Here is a 19,260-nt window from a genome sequence, read left to right on the forward strand (position 1 = left end):
CAGCAGCGAAGCTGCATGCCTCAGGGGCGCGGGGAACTGCGCGAGAAGCCCCACCGGCCCGCACCCGGCAACGCGACCGACGCGCCCCACCGGACCGGCCCCTACTCGGACGCGGCCGCCAGACCACCCAGCAGCAACGCCGTGAACCTGCGCACCCACTCCGCATCGACCGGCTCCGCACTGACCAGCGTCCGGTGCACGACCGCCCCGGCCGCCACGTCGAAGATGAGATCCGCCGTCGCCGCCGCGGCCACCGGGTCCGGCGGCGCGGGCAGCTCCCCGCGCCGCTCGGCGCGCGCCCGGCCGAGGAGCACCAATCGTTTCTGCCGGTCCACGATCGACGTCCGGATCCGCTCCCGCAGCGGAGCGTCCCGCGTGGACTCGGCGACCACCGCCATCAGCGCCGTCTTCGTCTCGGGCCGGTCCAGGATCGCCGCGAACTGGAGCACCACGCCCTCGATGTCCGCGGCGAGGGAACCCCGGTCGGGAAGCTCCAGCTCGTCGAACAGGACCGCGACCGCGTCGACGACGAGCTCGTTCTTGCCGGCCCAGCGCCGGTACAGCGTCGTCTTCGCGACGCCCGCCCGCGTCGCCACGTCGCCCAGCGTCAGCTTCGACCAGCCGAGATCGACCAGGGCAGCGCGCGTCGCCTCCAGGATCGCCTCGTCCGCTGCGGCGGATCGGGGGCGACCGGTACGGGACGGGCTGCGGCTCTGCATGATCGGACCATACCGGCCGGTAGGGAAAGTGGCGTGCGTGAGGCAGATCACCGGAACCGGGTTCCATCGGCGGAGCCCCGGCAGTTACGCTACGACGCGTAGCGAAAGCTCGATCTCGTACGACCGACTCGGCTCTGCACCCCGAGCGGCCCCGGCGAGCGGCAACCACTGGTGCCGGGTGGGGACCCGGCGCCGAGCGTCCCGGCCGAGTCCGCTCCGTACGTCTCGCAATCCGGCGGGAGGCGACGGAGGCGGACCCGGCCCACAACCGTCCGCGGAGGGGGGAGACTGTACGCATGCAGCCACGGAACATGTCCATGAGCGGAGTCGTCGATCTCGCCGCGGTGAAGGCGGCCCAGGAGGCCAAGGCGAAGGCGGAGCAGGCGCGCGCCGAAGCGGCCCGGCAGGGCGGCGGCGGGGCCGTGTCCCCGTCGAGCCTCGTCATCGACGTCAGTGAGGCGGACTTCGAGCGCGACGTACTGCAGCGCTCCACCGAAGTGCCCGTCGTCATCGACTTCTGGGCCGAGTGGTGCGAGCCCTGCAAGCAGTTGAGCCCGTTGCTCGAGCGCCTCGCCGCCGAGTACAACGGCCGCTTCGTGCTCGCCAAGATCGACGTCGACGCCAACCAGATGCTGATGCAGCAGTTCGGGGTCCAGGGGATCCCGGCCGTCTTCGCCGTGGTCGCCGGCCAGGCGCTGCCCCTCTTCCAGGGTGCGGCCCCCGAGGCCCAGATCCGCGGCACCCTCGACCAGTTGATCCAGGTCGCCGAGGAGCGCTTCGGGCTCACCGGCATCGTCGTCGACGGGAACGCCGGGGATGCGGAGGGCGCCGCACCGGTCGTGGAGGCTCCGGCCGGTCCGTACGACGCGCTGCTCGAAGCGGCCGTGCAGGCCCTTGACGCCGGTGACATGGCGGGCGCCGTCCAGGCGTACAAGAACGTGCTCTCCGACGACCCCGGCAACACCGAGGCCAAGCTCGGCCTCGGCCAGGCCGAGCTGCTGCAGCGGGTGCAGGACCTCGACCCGCAGCAGGTCCGCAAGGACGCCGCCGAGAAGCCGGGCGACGTGGCGGCGCAGATCGCGGCGGCCGACCTGGACCTGGTGGGCGGTCATGTCGAGGACGCCTTCGGGCGGCTCGTCGACGTGGTGGCCCGCTCGGCCGGCGACGAGCGGAACACGGCGCGGGTCAGGCTCCTCGAACTGTTCGAGGTCGTGGGGTCCGACGACCCCCGCGTGACCACGGCCCGTACGGCTCTGGCCCGGGTTCTTTTCTGAGCCGCCGGTGACCTGTCCGTAAACGCCACGGCTTGTGATGCCGGGGTGAAAGTTCTGCCTCCAGAGGCGCACAGCGGCCGCGCTTTACCAAAACTTGGTAAACGCGGCCGCTGTTACTTGGAGTAAGTCGAGGGCATCCTTCTGCCCGGTTTAGTCACTGAATCAACCACATTGGTAACTCGGTTGACGGCACCCTGTGTTGCTGTCCGATGCCGGGCGGTCGTGGTTCGGTTATCCGTCCGTTACCCGTGAGTAACGAACCCCCTTGTGCGAGCGCCGGGAATGCACCACGATCGGGCACGCTCGGTCCACTTCCCACCGTCCGACAGCCATTCGGGCAGCGGGGTTGTTGGGTCCCCACCGGGCAGGTCGGCGGCGGAACCAAGGGGAGCGCCGCTGATCTGGGACAGGGGGGTCTCAGCCGTCCGGCTGAGCCTGTCCGGCAGGTTGCGCGTGATGGCTCAGGTGCGACCAGTGGTTGTCGCTCGGGGGTGATCGCCGGTGATCAGGGTGCGGATGCGCGCCTCCGATGCGGGCGCTCTCCTTCCCGAGGACGTAGCACTTCTCCCATCCCTGCCCGGCTGAGCCGCCGCAAGGGGCAGTCAGGGCCGGAGATGTACGTCCGAGAAGGAGGAACAGTCATGAAGTCCGTGACTCGTGGCGGAACCAGATGGAAGCGGTTCGCCGTAGTCATGGTGCCGAGCGTCGCGGCGACTGCCGCGATAGGTGTCGCCCTGTCCCAGGGCGCGCTTGCGGCATCGTTCAGCGTTTCCGGTCAGTCGTTCAAGGTGACGGCGGACTCTCTTGATGGCGAGGGCTTCGCCCAGTACGGCGCCATCGACAGTGGCAAGACGGGTGTCCACCCGGTCGCCGTGGTCGGCATGAAGTCGGCGACGATCAACAATCTCTGCCAGTCCGTCGTCGTCCCGGTCCCGGTCTTCGGCGACGTGTCGATGAAGCTGTCGGCCGGTAGCGACCCGAAGAACCCCGTCAAGGCCAAGACGCTCTACATCGACGCCGATGACCTGAAGGCCGACGCGACCTTCAAGAACATCGACATCGGTGTGGCGGCGGGTGACGCCAACAAGGGCCCGGGTATCCACCAGGGCGACAAGGCCGACCCGAACTCGTTCGCCCAGCAGGCCGACTCGGTGCACTTCGAGAACGTCCAGCAGCGCGCGTGGGCCACGACGGCTGGCACCTTCCAGCTCTCCGGCCTCAAGATGAGTGTCTCGAAGGGCAAGAACGAGTGCTACTAGTCCACAAGGGTCCGAAGCGGGCCCGGGACTAGGCACTTGATGTGCTGAACGGCCGGGCGCGGGGACGTGCGGGAAACGCTCCGGGCCGTCCCCGTGCCCGTATCCGGACAGCCATCGTCACCACAGATCAACGCCATTCCCGAGGAGCTGTACGACATGAGCGCCGAAGCGCACGCAGGGCTGGGCCCGAAGCTTGGTCACATGCGCCAATCGTTCCGAGGGTGGCGCGGTCAGCGCCCGTTCTGGGGTGGCCTGCTGGCCATTCTCGGCGGCATCCCGATCATGTACTTCCCGTACGCGAATCTGACGCTCGGCAGCATGACGATTCGGATGGCGACGACGGCGGGAGCCGGGTCGCTCATCATCGGCGTCCTGCTGGTCGTGCTCGGCCTGACGATGTGGTTCCAGCCGCACTCCCGGGTGTTCGCGGGTGTGGCGGCGATTCTTCTCGCCCTGGTCTCCCTGGTGGTCTCCAACTTCGGAGGCTTCGTCATCGGTTTCCTGCTCGCCCTCATCGGTGGCGCTCTCGGCGTCTCCTGGGCTCCGGGCAGGCCGCAGGAGAAGACGGCCGCGCAGGGCGGTGACGGCGCCGGGTCGGACGACCCGAACGTCGTGCCGCCGATCGCGGGTGCCACCTATCGGGTCGCGGGCGCAAACGACGACGTGTCAGGGACGAGCCCGGACAACGGGACGAACGGGAGGCACCGTGCCGGCTGACGAGGTGCACCACGAGGACTCGCTCTTGGAGTCCCGTGCGAGAACCGGGCCGCGGCATGCAGCACCGAGGAAGCACCTGTTCACCAGGTTGCACATGCCCGCGGGCAAGGCGATAGCCATCGCGGCCATGCCCACGGCCGTACTGATGGGACTTGGTCTGACGCCCACGCTGGCGGCGGCCAAGGACAACCCGACCAAGTTCTCGGCGGACGACTACAAGGCGTGCGCCGACGCGGTGGAGGCGGAGCGGGACGCCAAGGACGGCACCGCCGCGGACAAGGACAAGGCGGAGGAGTCCAAGACCCCGACGCCGTCGGCCTCGGCCTCCACGGACAAGGACGGCGGCAAGGACGCGGACTCCGGCGCGGGCGGCGCGGACGACAAGGAGACGGCGCAGCCGACTCCCTCGCCGTCGGCCTCCTCCGGGACCAAGTCCGGCGCGGACGACAGCAAGGACACGGCCACGCCGTCGCCCTCGGCGTCCGAGACCAAGAACCCGCTCGACCCGCTGGGTGTCGGCGACGCGCTCAAGGACCTGTTCACGCCGAAGGACAAGGAGACGGCCGAGCCGACTCCCAGCCCGTCGGCGTCGGAGTCCGGGTCCAAGGACGTCGGCGACGCGGTCAAGGACACCGTCGACGGTGTCGGGGACACGGTCAAGGACACCACCGACAGGGCCGGCGACGCGGTCAAGGACACCAAGGACAGCGTCGACAAGGCCACCGAGGACGCCGCGAAGAAGGCCGAGGAGGCGGCGACCCCGTCCCCGAGCGCCAGTGGCATCCCGGACGACTGCCCGGTCGCGACCGACGCCGCGGGAGCCGACGAGGACACCCCGGCGCAGCTGCCCAACGACGTCTGGAAGCTGCAGGCCAGCTCGCTCCTGCTGAAGGGCGCGGACTACAAGGGCCTCGTGGACGTCCGGATGGCCGACGGCACCACCAAGCGCGTGATGAAGTACATCATCTCGGACGGTACGGACATCGGGGATCTGCACCAGATCGCCCCCGGCCCGGACGGCAAGTACTTCCACATCCGGTCCGACAAGGGTTCCACGTCGACCATCCGGGACGGGAAGACGACGATGTACACGGAGGAGCTCTCGGGCAATCTGCTCGGGCTCATCCCCATGACGTTCAACGCGAAGAACCCGCCGCCGATCAACCTGCCGATCCTGTACTTCACCAACGTGAAGGTCACGCAGGCCGCGCAGTTCGGCGGGAACCTGCACGTGCCCGGGCTGCACACCACGGTCGAGGACAGCTGACCGTACCTTCAGGACCCGTTCGGGAGCCGCACAACGCCGAGGGCGCCCCCTGTCTCGTACAGGAGGCGCCCTCGGTGCGTGTTCCGGGCGGTACCGCGGTCAGTCGCGGTCGCCGCCGCCCAGGTGGTGCACCCGGACCATGTTGGTGGTGCCGGGGACGCCGGGGGGCGAGCCGGCCGTGATGACCACGGTGTCGCCGTCGTTGAAGCGGCTCAGCTTCACCAGCTCGGCGTCGACCAGCTCGACCATCGCGTCGGTGGAGTCCACGTGCGGCACGACGTACGTCTCGACGCCCCAGCTCAGCGACAGCTGGTTGCGGGTGTTCTGGTCCGTGGTGAAGGCCAGGATCGGCTGGGCCGCGCGGTAGCGGGACAGCCGGCGGGCCGTGTCACCGGACTGCGTGAAGGCGACCAGCGCCTCACCGTTCAGGAAGTCCGCGATCTCGCAGGCGGCGCGGGCCACGGAACCGCCCTGGGTGCGCGGCTTCTTGCCCGGGACCAGCGGCTGCAGGCCCTTGGAGAGCAGCTCCTCCTCGGCCGCCTTGACGATCTTCGACATCGTCTTGACGGTCTCGATCGGGTACGCGCCGACCGAGGACTCGGCGGACAGCATGACCGCGTCGGCGCCGTCCAGGATCGCGTTGGCCACGTCGGAGGCCTCGGCGCGGGTGGGGCGCGAGTTGGTGATCATCGACTCCATCATCTGGGTCGCGACGATCACCGGCTTGGCGTTGCGGCGGCACATCTCCACGAGGCGCTTCTGCACCATCGGGACCTTCTCCAGCGGGTACTCGACCGCGAGGTCGCCACGGGCCACCATCACCGCGTCGAACGCCGCGACGACGCCCTCCATGTTGGCGACGGCCTGCGGCTTCTCCACCTTGGCGATGACGGGGACCCGGCGGCCCTCCTCGTCCATCACCTTGTGGACGTCCTTCACGTCGTTGGCGTCGCGCACGAAGGACAGGGCGACCATGTCGCAGCCCATCTTCAGGGCGAAGCGCAGGTCCTCGATGTCCTTCTCGGACAGGGCCGGGACGTTGACGGCCGCGCCGGGCAGGTTGATGCCCTTGTGGTCGGAGATGACACCGCCCTCGATGACGATCGTCTTGACCCGGGGGCCCTCGACGTCCATCACCTTGAGCTCGACGTTGCCGTCGTTGATCAGGACCTGGTCACCGCGCGAGACGTCGCCCGGCAGCCCCTTGTACGTCGTGCCACAGATCGACTTGTCACCCGGGACGTCCTCGGTGGTGATGGTGAACTCGTCACCGCGCACCAGCTCGACGGGGCCCTCGGCGAAGGTCTCCAGGCGGATCTTCGGGCCCTGGAGGTCGGCGAGCACGCCCACCGCGCGGCCCGTCTTCTCGGCGGCCGCGCGGACGCGGTCGTAGCGGCCCTGGTGCTCGGCGTGGGTGCCGTGGCTGAAGTTGAAGCGGGCCACATTCATGCCGGCCTCGATCAGCGAGACGAGCTGCTCTTCGGAGTCGACGGCGGGGCCCAGCGTGCAGACGATTTTGGAACGGCGCATGGGGGCGATCCTATCGGTTTGTTTCGCTACGGAATATTCCGTCTGGTGGAATCTACAAATGGGCGGACGGGTGCTCAGGCGTTGCGGTCGTCACGGTCCCCGACCAGCGCGTAGGTCTGCTGCGCGATCTCCAGCTCCTCGTCGGTCGGGACCACGGCGACGGCGACCCGTGCGTACTCCGGCGAGACGATCCGGGCCTCGTCGGAACGTACGGAATTGAGCTCGCCGTCGACCGCCAGGCCCAGCTCCTCCAGGCCCGCGACCGCAGCTTCCCGCACCGGCGCCGCGTTCTCGCCGACCCCGGCGGTGAACGCGATCGCGTCCACCCGGCCGAGCACCGCGTAGTACGAGCCGATGTACTTCTTCAGGCGGTGGATGTAGATGTCGAAGGCGAGCTGCGCCTCCTGGTCGCCCTCGTCGATCCGGCGCCGGATCTCCCGCATGTCGTTGTCGCCGCACAGGCCGACCAGACCGCTCTTCTTGTTGAGCAGGACGTCGATCTCGTCCGCCGACATGGTGCCCACCCGCATCAGATGGAAGATGACGGCCGGGTCGACGTCCCCTGAACGCGTACCCATCACCAGGCCCTCAAGCGGCGTCAGACCCATGGATGTGTCCACGCACACCCCGCCGCGCACGGCCGACGCCGAGGCGCCGTTGCCCAGGTGCAGCACGATGACGTTGACCTCCTCCGGCTCCTTGCCCAGCAGCTCGGCGGTCCTGCGGGACACGTACGCGTGCGACGTGCCGTGGAAGCCGTAGCGGCGGATGCGGTGCTCGTCGGCGGTCTTCACGTCGATCGCGTAGCGCGCCGCGGACTCCGGCATCGTCGTGTGGAACGCCGTGTCGAAGACCGCGACCTGCGGCAGGTCGGGCCGGAGCGCCATCGCCGTACGGATGCCCGTCAGGTTCGCCGGGTTGTGCAGCGGCGCCACCGGGATGAGCCGCTCCACCTCCTTGAGCACCGCGTCGTCGATCACCGTCGGCTGCGTGAAGAACATGCCGCCGTGCACCACCCGGTGGCCGATCGCGGCGAGCTCGGGGGAGTCCAGGCCGAGCCCGTCCCGCGTCAGCTCGTCGGCGACCGCCTTGAGGGCCTCCTCGTGGTCGGCGATCGGCCGGTTCTGCTCCCGGGCCTCGCCGCCCCCGCCGAGCAGCGGCGTGTGCTTGAGCCGGGAGGTCTCCTCACCGATGCGCTCCACGAGGCCCGCGGCGAGCCGCGCGCCGTCGCGCATGTCGAGCAGCTGGTACTTCACCGACGAGGAGCCGGAGTTGAGGACGAGGACACGGGTGGCGGTCACTGAGCGGCTGCCTTTTCGGTCGGGGTCTGGGCCTGGATCGCCGTGATGGCGACGGTGTTCACGATGTCCTGCACGAGCGCGCCGCGGGACAGGTCGTTGACCGGCTTGCGCAGACCCTGCAGGACCGGGCCGACGGCGATCGCGCCGGCCGAGCGCTGCACGGCCTTGTACGTGTTGTTGCCGGTGTTGAGGTCCGGGAAGATCAGCACGCTGGCCTGGCCCGCCACCTCCGAGTCCGGCAGCTTGGTGGCCGCGACGCTGGGCTCGACCGCGGCGTCGTACTGGATCGGTCCCTCGATCCGCAGCTCGGGGCGGAGCGAGCGCACCAGCTCGGTGGCCTCGCGGACCTTGTCGACGTCGGCGCCCGAGCCGGAGGTGCCGGTGGAGTACGACAGCATCGCGATCCGCGGGTCGACGCCGAACTGCTCGGCGGTGGCGGCCGACTGCACGGCGATGTCGGCGAGCTGCTGGGCGTTCGGGTCCGGGTTCACGGCGCAGTCGCCGTAGACGAGGACCTTGTCGGCCAGGCACATGAAGAAGACCGAGGAGACGATCGCCGCGTCCGGCTTGGTCTTGATGATCTCGAAGGCCGGCCGGATCGTCGCGGCCGTGGAGTGCACGGACCCCGACACCATGCCGTCGGCCAGGCCCTCCTGGACCATCAGCGTGCCGAAGTAGTTCACGTCGGCGACCACGTCGTGCGCCAGCTCCACGGTCACGCCCTTGTGGGCGCGCAGCTGCGCGTACTCCTGGGCGAAACGGTCCCGCAGCTCGGAGGTCTGCGGGTCGATGAGCTGGCTGTCCGCGAGGTCGACACCGAGATCGGCGGCCTTCTTGCGGATCTGCTCGACCGGGCCGAGCAGTGTCAGGTCGCACACGCCCCGGCGCAGCAGCACATCGGCGGCGCGCAGCACCCGCTCCTCGGTGCCCTCCGGCAGGACGACGCGACGCTTGTCCGAGCGGGCCTGCTCCAGCAGCTTGTGCTCGAACATCATCGGGGTGACCCGGTCGGTGGACGGGGCCTGGATCGTCTTGAGCAGCCCGGCCGTGTCGACGTACCGCTCGAAGAGGCCGAGGGCCGTCTCCGCCTTGCGGGGCGTCGCCGCGTTCAGCTTGCCCTCCAGCGCGAAGAGCTCGGCCGCCGTGGGGAACGAGCCGCCGGACACCGCGATCACCGGGGTGCCGGGCGCGAGCCGGTCGGCGAGCTTGAGGATCTCCTCGCCGGGCCGCTCGTTCAGGGTCAGCAGCACGCCCGCGATCGGCGGCGTGCCCGCGCTGTGCGCCGCGAGCGAGCCCACCACCAGGTCCGCGCGGTCGCCGGGGGTGACGACCATGCAGCCCGGGGTCAGTGCGTTCAGGAAGTTCGGCAGCATGGCACCGCCGAAGACGAAGTCGAGGGCGTCGCGCGCCAGGCCCGAGTCGTCGCCGAGCAGCACCGTGCCGCCGAGCGCGTGGGTGATCTGCGCGACGGTCGGCGCGGAGAGCGCGGCCTCGTCGGGCAGGACGTAGGCGGGCACCGGGAGACGGGCCTGGAGCCGCTCGTGTATCTCGTCGCGGTCCTCGGGGGCGACCCGGTTGGCGATCATCGCGAGGACGTCGCAGCCCAGGCTGTCGTAGGCGCGGTAGGCGTTGCGGACCTCGGCGCGCACCGACTCGGCCGTCTGCTTCTTCCCGCCGACGACCGGCAGCACGGACGCGCCGAACTCGTTCGCCAGGCGGGCGTTGAGCGCCAGCTCGTCCGGCAGCTGGGTGTCGGCGAAGTCGGTGCCGAGCACCAGCACGACGTCATAGTCGCGGGCCACGGCGTGGAAGCGGTCGACCAGGAGCGAGAGCAGCTCGTCGGTGCCCTGCTCGGCCTGGATCGCCGAGGCCTCGTGATAGTCGAGGCCGTACACGCTCGCCGGGTCCTGGGACAGGCGGTAGCGCGCCCGCAGCAGGTCGAAGAGCCGGTCGGGGCCGTCGTGGACGAGCGGACGGAAGACGCCCACCCGGTCGACCTGGCGGGTCAGGAGCTCCATGACTCCCAGCTCGACGACCTGGCGGCCGTCGCCCCGGTCGATCCCGGTCACGTACACGCTGCGCGTCACGCGTGCTCTCCGTTCCCCTAGTGGTCCTGCGTCGTCCTACGCGGTCGAACCCGGCTGATCCGGGTCGATCCGGCCTCTTTCGGGCAGAAAAAATGGCCGTAATGGAAGCCATGCCCTCTTGACAATACCTCCGGCGATGGCTAGGTCGCCCGCCGGACAAAAGTCCTGAACAGCAGGGTCCCCGTGCCCGTGGACAGTGTGCCCAAGCTCCCCTCCTGAGCGCGCGCGAACGCGGCGCCCCGCGGAGCGTGGAAGAATCGACCTGGCTCACACGTACCGGCAGCGAGCAGGAGACACAGCACGATGCGTATCGGAGTTCTCACCGCAGGCGGCGACTGTCCTGGCCTGAACGCCGTGATCCGTTCGGTCGTGCACCGCGCCGTCACGCACTACGGCGACGAGGTGCTCGGTTTCGAGGACGGCTACGCGGGACTGCTCGACGGGCGCTACCGGCCCCTCGACCTGAACGCGGTCAGCGGCATCCTCGCCCGTGGCGGCACCATTCTCGGCTCGTCCCGCCTGGAGCGCGACAAGTTCCGCGCGGCGTGCGAGAACGCCAAGCAGCTCGCCGAGGAGATCGGCTTCGACGTCCTCATCCCGATCGGCGGCGAGGGCACCCTCACCGCGGCCCGGATGCTCTCCGACGCGGGCCTGCCCGTCGTCGGCGTCCCGAAGACGATCGACAACGACATCTCCTCCACCGACCGCACCTTCGGCTTCGACACCGCCGTCGGCGTCGCCACCGAGGCGATGGACCGCCTCAAGACGACCGCCGAGTCCCACCAGCGGGTGATGGTCGTCGAGGTCATGGGCCGGCACGCCGGCTGGATCGCCCTGGAGTCCGGCATGGCCGGCGGCGCCCACGGCATCTGCCTGCCCGAGCGGCCCTTCGACCCGGCCGACCTGGTCAAGATGGTCGAGGAGCGCTTCGCCCGCGGCAAGAAGTTCGCCGTCATCTGCGTCGCCGAGGGCGCGCACCCCGCCGACGGCACCATGGACTACGGCAAGGGCGCCATCGACCAGTTCGGCCACGAGCGCTTCCAGGGCATCGGCACCGCCCTCGCCTACGAGCTGGAGAGCCGCCTCGGCAAGGAGGCGCGGCCCGTCATCCTCGGCCATGTGCAGCGCGGCGGCACCCCCACCGCCTACGACCGGGTGCTCGCCACCCGGTTCGGCTGGCACGCCGTGGAGGCCGCGCACCGCGGCGAGTTCGGCAAGATGACCGCACTGCTCGGCACCGACATCTCGATGGTGCCGCTCGCCGACGCGGTCACCGAGCTGAAGACGGTCCCCAAGGACCGCATGGACGAGGCCGAGTCGGTCTTCTAGTCCGTCGCGTTCCCGCACGGATCACGGATCACGGATCACGGATCACGGATCACGGGTTACGGATCCTGGACCAGAACTCGTCCAGGATCCGCTCCAGGAAGTCCCGCCCCGCGTCCCCCGCCTCGGGCGACGAACCGCCGCCCCAGCTCAGCGTCGCGGCCATCAGTGCCTGGTACTCCAGGTGCATCTCGTGCAGCACGTCCTCCGTCTCGCGCCGCTGCACGGGTACGAGCCGGGTCACGGGCCGCACATAGCCCTGCCAGCGGGTGGTCGCCGCGCTGCGCAGCAGTTCCGTCAGCTGTCCGTCCCGCCCGGTCACCGTCGCGAACGCGCGCGGCGCGAGCCGCAGCGTCCCGGCGAGCGCGCTCGACTGACGGTCGGTGCCCCGCCACTCGCCGGTCTCCTCCATGCGCAGATACGCGTGGATCTCGATGCCGACGTCCCGCGCCACGTCCTCCGGGGGCAGCCCGAGCGCGAGCCGGTGCTCGCGCAGCGTCCGCGGGGCGCCGATGAGTTCACCCGGCGAGCACCACAACGCCCCGGCGAGCGCGGTGAGTTCACCCGCCGTGGGCGACGCGTCGCCGCGCTCCCAGGCGATGATGATCTCCGGGGTGATGTGCGCGAGCCCGTAGGAGGCGCGCATCCCGTACGCGACATGGCCCGGCGCCATCCCGAGCGCCTCACGGAGGCGGCGGGCGGCGGAGGCGTTGAATGGTGGGGTGGGCTGATGCGCCGCGGCGGTGTGCTGCACGGGCACAAAGTAGGGGGGAACGGGCCGCTTGGCTACGGTGTGTTCGTCTTGCGTGACATATCGTAGGAACGTACAGCCGTGGTTTCGGTCAGCCCTTGACGGCACCGCCGAGCGCGAAGCCCCCGCCGAAGCGGCGCGACACCAGGACGTACAGCAGGATCACCGGCGTCGAGTAGATGATCGAGAACGCCGCGAGCTGGCCGTAGACCACCGTGCCGCGGTTGCCGAAGAAGTCGTTGATGCTGACCGACGCCGGCATCTGGTCGGGGGAGAGCAGCAGCATGAACGGGACGAAGAAGTTGCCCCACATCATGGCGAAGCAGAACACCGTGACGACGGCCATCCCCGGCCCCATCAGCGGCAGCACGATCCGCACCAGCGACTGGAAGGTGCCCGCGCCGTCCGTCCAGGCTGCCTCCTCCAGCTCCTTCGGGACGCCGTCCATGAAGTTCTTCATCAGCCAGATGGCGAAAGGGAGTTGGGACGCGGTGAAGAAGTAGATGGTGCCCGCCATCGTGTCGATCAGGTTCACCTGCACGAACAGCGCGTACACCGGGACCATGATCGCCGTGATCGGCAGACACGTGGCGAACAGGATCGTGCTCAGGTACGGGGTGTTCAGGCGCGAGCGGTAGCGGGACAGCGGATACGCGGCGAGCGCCGCGCAGGCGACGGTGAGGGCCGTCGCGCCACCGCACAGGATCAGGCTGTTCAGCAGCGGGGTGAAGGTGATGTCCGGCTTCAGGATCGCGTCGAAGTTGTCGAACGTGGCATGCGCCGGCAGCTTCACCTTGAGGTTCGCGTCGGCGTCGAGCGAGGACAGGACGACCCAGGCCAGCGGCAGCGCGAAGGCGAGGGCGACCAGCAGCAGCGTCGCGTCGGCCGTCAGACGGGTACGGGTACGTCGGCGGGTCACTCATGCCTCCGAGCGCAGCAGGCGCATGTAGACCAGCGAGAACAGGGCACCGACGACGAGCAGGAGCAGGGCGACCGCGGTGCCGTAGCCGATCATGCTCTTCTGGAAGGCCTGCTCGTACATGAACAACGGGAGGGTCTGGCTGCGATTGCCGGGCCCGCCGCGGGTCATCACCCAGATCAAGCCGAAGACGGACAGCGTCTGCAGGGTGTTGAGCATCAGGTTCGTGCCGATGGAGCGGCGGATCATCGGCAGCGTGACGTGCCACAGCCGCTGCCAGGCGTTCGCACCGTCGACCTCGGCGGCCTCGGTGACCTCCTTCGGGATCTCGGAGAGCGCCGCCGAGTAGACGAGCATCGAGAAGGCCGTGCCGCGCCACACGTTCGCGAACGACACCGCGAGGATCGGCAGCGTGAACAGCCAGTTCTGGCCGGGCAGATGGAGCCAGTCGAGGATCGCGTTGAGGGTGCCCTCGCGGCGGAAGAAGGCGTAGAGCAGGAATCCGGCGACGACCTCCGGCAGCACCCACGCCGTGACGACCACGGCCCCCGTGACCGTGCGGACCGGTTTCGAGGCGCGCTGCATCAGCGCCGCGAGGGCCAGGCCCAGCGTGTTCTGGCCGACGATCGACGACAGGAACGTGAAGACGAGGGTGAGCCGGACGGCGTTGAGGAAGGCGTCGTCCTCGAACGCGGCCCGGAAGTTGTCGAAGCCGACGAACGACGACTCGGCCTGCCCGGTCAGCTGGAGATCGGTGAAGGCGATATAGGCGCAGTAGGCGATCGGCCCCGCGAGGAACAGGAGCATGATGATCGTGGCGGGGGCGATCGGGAGGGCTCGCAGTGCTGTGGTGCGACGGGTCACGAGGTTGCGGTCACCTTTCGTTCCGGCCCCCGCGGCGTGCGAGGAGCGGGGCCCGGGACAGCGCCCCGGACCCTCGACGCGGAGGGGCTCAAGGCTTCTCGACGACCTTGCCGTCCGCCGCCGTCTTCACCTGCTCGTCGTACGTCGCCGCCGCCTTGTCCACCGAGGCGTCACCGGTCGTCACCGACTCCATCGCCTCCTGGATCGCCGTGGAGACCTTCGGGTACGCCGGATAGGCCGGGCGGTAGTGCGTCGTGGCGACCAGGTCCGTGAAGAACTTGATGCCGGGCTGCGCCTTCACGTACTCGGGGTCCGCGGCGACGTCCTTGCGGACCGAGATGCCGGAGTTGGCGATGTACCAGCGCTGCGCGTTCGCCTTGGTCTGCATCGTCTTGATGAACTCGAAGGCGAGGTCCGGGTTGCTCGACTTGGCCGGGATCGCCCAGGTCCAGCCGCCGGACATGGAGACCTTGCCGGGCGCCTGCCCGTTCTGCGTCGGCATGTGGGCGAGGCCCAGCTTCTGCGACCACTCGGGCCATTCGTGTCCGGCGCCCTTGATCCAGTCCTGCGGGAGCCAGGAGCCGTCGAGGTCGATGGCGAGCTTGCCCTTGGGCAGGAGATCACCGCGGACGGTGGTGCCGATGTTCGGGTCGAGCGCGTCGGAGACGTCGGGGCCGAGCTTCTCCTTGTAGACCGTCTCGACGAACTCCAGGCTGTCCTTGAAGGCCTGTGAGCCGGCCACCCACTTGCCGGACGACTTGTCGTAGAGCGGATCCGAGCCGCCGTCGCCCGTGCCGTACAGCAGCATCTCGAAGCCCTGCATCGTCGACTGCTCCCCGCCCGGCTTGCCGGTGTAGACGTTCAGCGGGGTGACACCGGGGACCTTCTTCTTGATGGTGCGGGCCGCGTCGAGGACCTCGTCCCAGGTCTTCGGCTGCCAGGGGGTCTCGATGCCCGCCTTCTTCAGGGTGGCCTTGTCGTACCAGAGGCCGCGGGTGTCGGTGCCGTCCGGAACGCCGTACGTCTTCCCGTCCTCGGCCTTCGCGGCGGTCTTCGCGGTGTCGATGAACTGGTTCCAGTCCGACCACTTGTTCAGATACGTGTCCAGGGGCCTCAAGTACCCGCTGGTGATGTCGGAGTTGATGAGGAACGTGTCCTCGTAGACCAGGTCAGGGGCCGTCTTCGGCGACCGGAGCATCTGCTGGAGCTTGGTGTAGTAGTCGGCGTCGGCGGCCTTGATCGGCACGAGTTCGACCTTCTTGCCCGGGTTGGCCTTCTCGAACTGCTTCTTCATCGCGGCCAGATAGATGTCCGGGACCCGGCTCTTGTTGTCCGTGGACTGCTTGAACGAGACCTTGATCGTGTTCGAGTCGCTGCCGGAGCCGCCGCCACAGGCGGTGAGCGTTCCGGCGGCCAGCAGGGCAGTGGCGACGAGGAGCGGGGCGGTGGGGCGCACGGGCACGACCTCCTACGGAGCGCCGCGGGCATCGTTGCCTCGCGGGGCTGCCCGTGAACGTAAGGGCCCGTTCGTCGCAAGGTCAATGGGTGTGCGGCGACGCACGTCACCACGGTGACAACGTTGTTGTCGAGTCCGGGGAGCCGAGTGGAAAGTTAGGTAAGGCTAAGCTAAGTTAATCTTCGGTTGGTCTCGCAACACCCCTGTCCCTGAAGGAGATTGACGCCGCATGCCTCGCATCACGCCCAGGATCCGTCGTTCCGCCGCCGTCGTGGTGGCTCTCGTCGCGGGTGCGACGACGGCCCCGGCCGCCGTCGCCACGGCCGGCACCGGAGCCCCCGCCGCCGTCTCCGCCCCCGTCACCAAAGGCCTCTACCAGTCGGCGTACTCGGAGCGGAACCACGTCCTGTGGACCGCGTCGGCCGTCGGCCGGCCCCCGGTGACCACCTCCGCGCTGAGCAAGGTCGACCCGAAGACCCTGAAGGTGCTGGCCACCTACACGCCGCCGGTCACCGACGCGGCCACCGGCGCCCTCGAGGCGGTCTACGGCGTCGCCGTCGACGACGAGCACAACACCGTCTGGGTCACCAACACCCGCAACAACAGCGTCGCCGTCTACAGCCAGCGCGACGGCGCGCACCTCGCGACCCTGCCGAACGTCGCCCACGCCCGCGAGATCGTCGTCGACGAGAGGCACGACACCGTGTGGGCGAGCGGCTTCGGCGACGGCAGCCTGGTCGCCTTCGACAGCCGCACCTACGCGGAGAAGAAGCGCGTCACCGTCGAGGGCGCGGGCCCGACCGGCCTCGCCGTGAACGAGCGCACCGGCACGGTCTACGCCGCCGACCTCACGAACGACCAGCTCATCGAGGTGGCCCGGAAGTCCGCCACGCCGCGGCTCATCCCGACCGGCGACGGCCCCCTCTCCGTGGCCCTCTCCAAGAACGGCCGCACCGCCTACACGGCCGACAACACCGCGGGCACCGTCTCCGTCGTCGACCTCGACAAGGGCCTGGTCAGCAAGTCCGTCCCGACCGGCGCCGGCCCGCTGTCCGTGGCCGCCGACGACCGCTCCGGCGCCGTCGTCGCCGTCAACCGCACCGACGCCACCGCGACCGTCGTCGACCCGCGCAAGGGCACCGTCGTCAAGACCGTCACCACCGGCGCCAACCCCAACCACGTCGAGATCGCCCACGGCACCGCCTACGTCGTCGACAAGTCCGGCACGGGCCCGACGGGCGAGGACCTGCTCACCCGCTTCCGGGTGCGCTGACCGCTACTTCCAGCAGTAGATCAACTCGGGCCGGCCGACCTGCCCGTACTGCGGACTGCGCACGGCCAGCCCCGCGTCGACCAGATGCTCCAGATAGCGGCGCGCGGTGATGCGCGAGATACCGACCGTCCCGGCGGCCGCCGCCGCTGTCACGCCCTCGGACGCGGCCTCGCGCACCGCCTGCGTCACCCGCTCCAGCGTGGGCGCGCTCAGCCCCTTGGGCAGGGCGGCCGGAGCCGGGGAGCGCAGGTTGGCCAGGGCCCGGTCGACCTCGTCCTGCCCGGTCGCCTCGCCGCTCGTCGTGCGGTACTCGGCATAGCGCGCCAGCCGGTCCCGCAGCGTGGCGAACGTGAACGGCTTCAGCACGTACTGGACGACACCCAGCGAGACCCCCTCCCGCACGACCGCCAGATCACGGGCCGACGTCACCGCGATGACGTCCGCCTGGTGCCCCGCGGCACGCAGCGACCGGGCCAGCGCGAGACCGTGCCCGTCCGGCAGGTGCAGATCGAGCAGGATCAGGTCGACCGGCGCCCGGTCCAGCGCACGACGCGCCTCGGCGGCCGTATGGGCCTTGGCGACGGTCACGAAGCCGGCCACACGGTTCACATAGAGGGCATGGGCGTCGGCCGCCACCGGGTCGTCCTCCACCACCAGGACTCTGATCTGCGGATCTGTCATGACATGCCGTCCTGGGTCGTGGTCGAGGCCGTGCGCACAACGCCCGGCGCGGGAATACTGCCGGCCCTGGCCGCCCCCTTCAGAGGCAGCGCCACCGTGAACTCGGCTCCGCCGTCCGGCGGTCGGGTCAGCTCCAGGGTGCCCGCGTTACGGCGCACCGCCTGCCGTACGAGAGCGAGGCCGAGCCCCCGCCCGCCCGGACCGGCCGGCTTCGTCGACCAGCCCCGCTCGAACACGGCGTCCGCGTGCTCCGGATCCACCCCGGGACCGGTGTCCCTGACCCGCAGCAACAGGGCGTCGGACGTGGCCCGGGCCGTGACGGTGACCCGGGCGCGCGGCGAGCCCTGCGCCGCGTCGACCGCGTTGTCGACGAGATTGCCGAGGACCGTGACCAGGTCCCGCGCCGCCAACTCCGGCGGCAGGAGCCCGTCGTCGATCCGCGTATCGGCGGACACCACCAGCTCCACCCCGTGCTCATTGGCCTGCGCCGCCTTGCCCAGCAGCAGCGCGGCCAGCACCGGCTCGCTGACGGCACCGACGACCTGATCGGTCAGCGTCTGGGCCAGCTCCAGCTCCGCGGTGGCGAAGTCCACGGCCTCCTCCGCGCGCCCCAGCTCGATCAGCGACACGACCGTGTGCAGCCGGTTCGCCGCCTCATGAGCCTGCGACCTGAGCGCCTGCGTGAACCCCCGCTCCGAATCCAACTCGCCCATCACCGACTGCAGTTCGGTGTGATCGCGCAGGGTCACGACCGTGCCGCGCCGCTCACCGCTGGCCACCGGCGAGGTGTTCACGACCACGACCCGGTCGGCGGTCAGATGCACCTCGTCGACCCGCGGCTCGGCCGCCAGCAGCGCACCGGTCAGCGGCGCGGGCAGCCCCAGCTCGGCGACGCCCCGGCCCACCGCGTCCTCACCGACACCGAGCAGCGCCCGGGCCCCGTCATTGATGAGCGCCACCCGCCGCTGCCCGTCGAGCATGACGAGCCCTTCCCGCACGGCGTGCAGCGCGGCCTGGTGATAGGCGTGCATCCGGCTCAGCTCGGTGGCGTTCATCCCGTGGGTGTGACGGCGCAGCCGGGCGTTGATGACGTACGTGCCGATACCGCCGAGCACCAGCGCCGCCCCCGCCACCCCGGTCACCGCGAACACCTGACCGCGGGCCTGCGCCGTGATCTCGTCGATGGTGATCCCGGCGCTGACCAGGCCGACGATCCGGTTCCCCGAGTCCCGGACCGGAGTGATGACCCGCACCGACGGCCCCAGGGTCCCGGTGTACGTCTCCGCGAACGTCCGCCCCCGGAGCGCCGGCCCGATGTGCCCGAGGTACCGCTTGCCGATCCACTTCTCCGTCGGATGCGTCCACCGGATGCCCCGCGGATCCATGATCGTCACGAAGTCGACGCCGGTATGACGCTGCACGTCCAGGGCGTACGGCTGCAGGGACACCGTCGGATCCCCGGCCCCCGTGATCGCCTCGCGCACCGAGGGGGCGTCGGCCACCGCCGTCGCCGCGGCCGTCGCCTGCCGCCGCGCCGCGGTCTCCGCCTGGTTCCGGTCACTGACGTACGTGAACAGCGCGCATCCCGCGACCACGACCGCGACGAGCACGGCCTGCATCGCGAAGAGCTGGCCCGCCAGGCTGCGGGGGAGGGGGAGACGCATGGCGCCAGTCTGCCCGCTCGTACAAGTGCGAACTAAATGAACGGAAGGGTGACGGTCCTCACGGGCTGGGAGATAGTCACCGGGATCCGCAGACCGTGAGCCGCACGGCCCCTGCGTACGTGAACCCTTCCGGAACCCCCTCAACGGGCCCCTTTCCGGAACCCCTTCCGAA

The 19,260-nt window shown here is 69.9% G+C and carries 16 protein-coding genes; 6 read left to right on the top strand and 10 right to left on the bottom strand.

The window, feature by feature from the left end; all coding sequences use genetic code 11:
- Positions 1 to 101: 101 nt before the first annotated feature.
- Positions 102 to 719: a TetR/AcrR family transcriptional regulator gene (locus ACVHNB_RS07150; RefSeq protein WP_428952246.1), complete on the bottom strand. Its 618-nt coding sequence runs from the start codon at positions 717 to 719 to the stop codon at positions 102 to 104.
- 296 nt (positions 720 to 1,015) lie between these two features.
- Between ACVHNB_RS07150 and ACVHNB_RS07155 the strand changes: the two genes are divergently transcribed.
- The 4 genes from ACVHNB_RS07155 to ACVHNB_RS07170 all read left to right on the top strand — a co-directional run bounded on the left by ACVHNB_RS07155 (position 1,016) and on the right by ACVHNB_RS07170 (position 5,236).
- Positions 1,016 to 1,993, top strand: a complete 978-nt coding sequence (locus ACVHNB_RS07155) for a tetratricopeptide repeat protein (RefSeq protein ID WP_428952245.1) — start codon at positions 1,016 to 1,018, stop codon at positions 1,991 to 1,993.
- Between the two features lie 641 nt (positions 1,994 to 2,634).
- On the top strand, positions 2,635 to 3,252 hold the full coding sequence (locus tag ACVHNB_RS07160) for a DUF6230 family protein (protein ID WP_428952244.1): 618 nt from the start codon (positions 2,635 to 2,637) through the stop codon (positions 3,250 to 3,252).
- 156 nt (positions 3,253 to 3,408) lie between these two features.
- Positions 3,409 to 3,969, top strand: a complete 561-nt coding sequence (locus ACVHNB_RS07165) for a DUF6114 domain-containing protein (RefSeq protein ID WP_428952243.1) — start codon at positions 3,409 to 3,411, stop codon at positions 3,967 to 3,969.
- Between the two features lie 94 nt (positions 3,970 to 4,063).
- Positions 4,064 to 5,236, top strand: a complete 1,173-nt coding sequence (locus ACVHNB_RS07170; protein WP_456227640.1) for a hypothetical protein — start codon at positions 4,064 to 4,066, stop codon at positions 5,234 to 5,236.
- Between the two features lie 99 nt (positions 5,237 to 5,335).
- On the opposite strand, the gene pyk is transcribed toward ACVHNB_RS07170, so the two are convergent.
- The 3 genes from pyk to pta all read right to left on the bottom strand — a co-directional run bounded on the left by pyk (position 5,336) and on the right by pta (position 10,154).
- The gene (gene pyk, locus ACVHNB_RS07175) at positions 5,336 to 6,766 is read right to left on the bottom strand and encodes a pyruvate kinase (RefSeq protein WP_428952241.1); all 1,431 of its coding nucleotides are present in this window, start codon (positions 6,764 to 6,766) and stop codon (positions 5,336 to 5,338) included.
- Positions 6,767 to 6,840: 74 nt separating this feature from the next.
- Positions 6,841 to 8,067, bottom strand: coding sequence for an acetate kinase (locus ACVHNB_RS07180; protein WP_428952240.1), 1,227 nt, complete (start codon positions 8,065 to 8,067; stop codon positions 6,841 to 6,843).
- Entirely contained in the window at positions 8,064 to 10,154 is a 2,091-nt protein-coding gene (pta, locus tag ACVHNB_RS07185; protein WP_428952239.1) for a phosphate acetyltransferase, read from the bottom strand. The genes ACVHNB_RS07180 and pta overlap by 4 nt, the downstream gene beginning before the upstream one ends.
- A 303-nt stretch (positions 10,155 to 10,457) precedes the next feature.
- Here pta and ACVHNB_RS07190 point away from each other — a divergent pair, with 303 nt between their 5' ends.
- On the top strand, positions 10,458 to 11,483 hold the full coding sequence (locus ACVHNB_RS07190) for a 6-phosphofructokinase (RefSeq protein ID WP_428952238.1): 1,026 nt from the start codon (positions 10,458 to 10,460) through the stop codon (positions 11,481 to 11,483).
- Positions 11,484 to 11,532: 49 nt separating this feature from the next.
- Here ACVHNB_RS07190 and ACVHNB_RS07195 read toward each other — a convergent pair whose 3' ends face one another.
- The 4 genes from ACVHNB_RS07195 to ACVHNB_RS07210 form a co-directional block, all read right to left on the bottom strand.
- Positions 11,533 to 12,153, bottom strand: a complete 621-nt coding sequence (locus ACVHNB_RS07195; RefSeq protein ID WP_428957543.1) for an XRE family transcriptional regulator — start codon at positions 12,151 to 12,153, stop codon at positions 11,533 to 11,535.
- 169 nt (positions 12,154 to 12,322) lie between these two features.
- Positions 12,323 to 13,150 (bottom strand): carbohydrate ABC transporter permease, encoded by an 828-nt coding sequence (locus ACVHNB_RS07200; RefSeq protein ID WP_456227641.1) that lies wholly within the window; start codon positions 13,148 to 13,150, stop codon positions 12,323 to 12,325.
- The gene (locus ACVHNB_RS07205) at positions 13,151 to 13,957 is read right to left on the bottom strand and encodes a carbohydrate ABC transporter permease (RefSeq protein WP_456228847.1); all 807 of its coding nucleotides are present in this window, start codon (positions 13,955 to 13,957) and stop codon (positions 13,151 to 13,153) included. It abuts the gene before it with no gap.
- A gap of 145 nt (positions 13,958 to 14,102) precedes the next feature.
- Positions 14,103 to 15,476 carry an extracellular solute-binding protein gene (locus ACVHNB_RS07210; protein WP_428952235.1) on the bottom strand — a complete coding sequence of 458 codons (1,374 nt, stop codon included), beginning with the start codon at positions 15,474 to 15,476 and terminating at the stop codon, positions 14,103 to 14,105.
- Positions 15,477 to 15,699: 223 nt separating this feature from the next.
- Here ACVHNB_RS07210 and ACVHNB_RS07215 point away from each other — a divergent pair, with 223 nt between their 5' ends.
- On the top strand, positions 15,700 to 16,743 hold the full coding sequence (locus ACVHNB_RS07215; protein WP_456227642.1) for a YncE family protein: 1,044 nt from the start codon (positions 15,700 to 15,702) through the stop codon (positions 16,741 to 16,743).
- Positions 16,744 to 16,746: 3 nt separating this feature from the next.
- Here ACVHNB_RS07215 and ACVHNB_RS07220 read toward each other — a convergent pair whose 3' ends face one another.
- Entirely contained in the window at positions 16,747 to 17,424 is a 678-nt protein-coding gene (locus ACVHNB_RS07220; RefSeq protein ID WP_428952233.1) for a response regulator, read from the bottom strand.
- Positions 17,421 to 19,088, bottom strand: coding sequence for a sensor histidine kinase (locus ACVHNB_RS07225; RefSeq protein WP_456227643.1), 1,668 nt, complete (start codon positions 19,086 to 19,088; stop codon positions 17,421 to 17,423). The genes ACVHNB_RS07220 and ACVHNB_RS07225 overlap by 4 nt, the downstream gene beginning before the upstream one ends.
- Between the last annotated feature and the right edge of the window lie 172 nt (positions 19,089 to 19,260).

The sequence above is a fragment of the Streptomyces sp. YJ-C3 genome (assembly GCF_053891275.1).

Excerpts from the sequence above, each read along its gene's own strand:
- ACVHNB_RS07155 (WP_428952245.1), top strand. The coding sequence starts at position 1,016 with ATGCAGCCACGGAACATGTCCATGAGCGGAGTCGTCGATCTCGCCGCG.
- pyk (WP_428952241.1), bottom strand. The coding sequence starts at position 6,766 with ATGCGCCGTTCCAAAATCGTCTGCACGCTGGGCCCCGCCGTCGACTCC.
- ACVHNB_RS07160 (WP_428952244.1), top strand. The coding sequence starts at position 2,635 with ATGAAGTCCGTGACTCGTGGCGGAACCAGATGGAAGCGGTTCGCCGTA.
- ACVHNB_RS07150 (WP_428952246.1), bottom strand. The coding sequence starts at position 719 with ATGCAGAGCCGCAGCCCGTCCCGTACCGGTCGCCCCCGATCCGCCGCA.
- ACVHNB_RS07220 (WP_428952233.1), bottom strand. The coding sequence starts at position 17,424 with ATGACAGATCCGCAGATCAGAGTCCTGGTGGTGGAGGACGACCCGGTG.
- ACVHNB_RS07195 (WP_428957543.1), bottom strand. The coding sequence starts at position 12,153 with ATGGCGCCGGGCCATGTCGCGTACGGGATGCGCGCCTCCTACGGGCTC.
- ACVHNB_RS07170 (WP_456227640.1), top strand. The coding sequence starts at position 4,064 with ATGCCCGCGGGCAAGGCGATAGCCATCGCGGCCATGCCCACGGCCGTA.
- ACVHNB_RS07190 (WP_428952238.1), top strand. The coding sequence starts at position 10,458 with ATGCGTATCGGAGTTCTCACCGCAGGCGGCGACTGTCCTGGCCTGAAC.
- ACVHNB_RS07165 (WP_428952243.1), top strand. The coding sequence starts at position 3,409 with ATGAGCGCCGAAGCGCACGCAGGGCTGGGCCCGAAGCTTGGTCACATG.
- ACVHNB_RS07225 (WP_456227643.1), bottom strand. The coding sequence starts at position 19,088 with ATGCGTCTCCCCCTCCCCCGCAGCCTGGCGGGCCAGCTCTTCGCGATG.
- ACVHNB_RS07205 (WP_456228847.1), bottom strand. The coding sequence starts at position 13,957 with ATGCTCCTGTTCCTCGCGGGGCCGATCGCCTACTGCGCCTATATCGCC.
- ACVHNB_RS07215 (WP_456227642.1), top strand. The coding sequence starts at position 15,700 with ATGCCTCGCATCACGCCCAGGATCCGTCGTTCCGCCGCCGTCGTGGTG.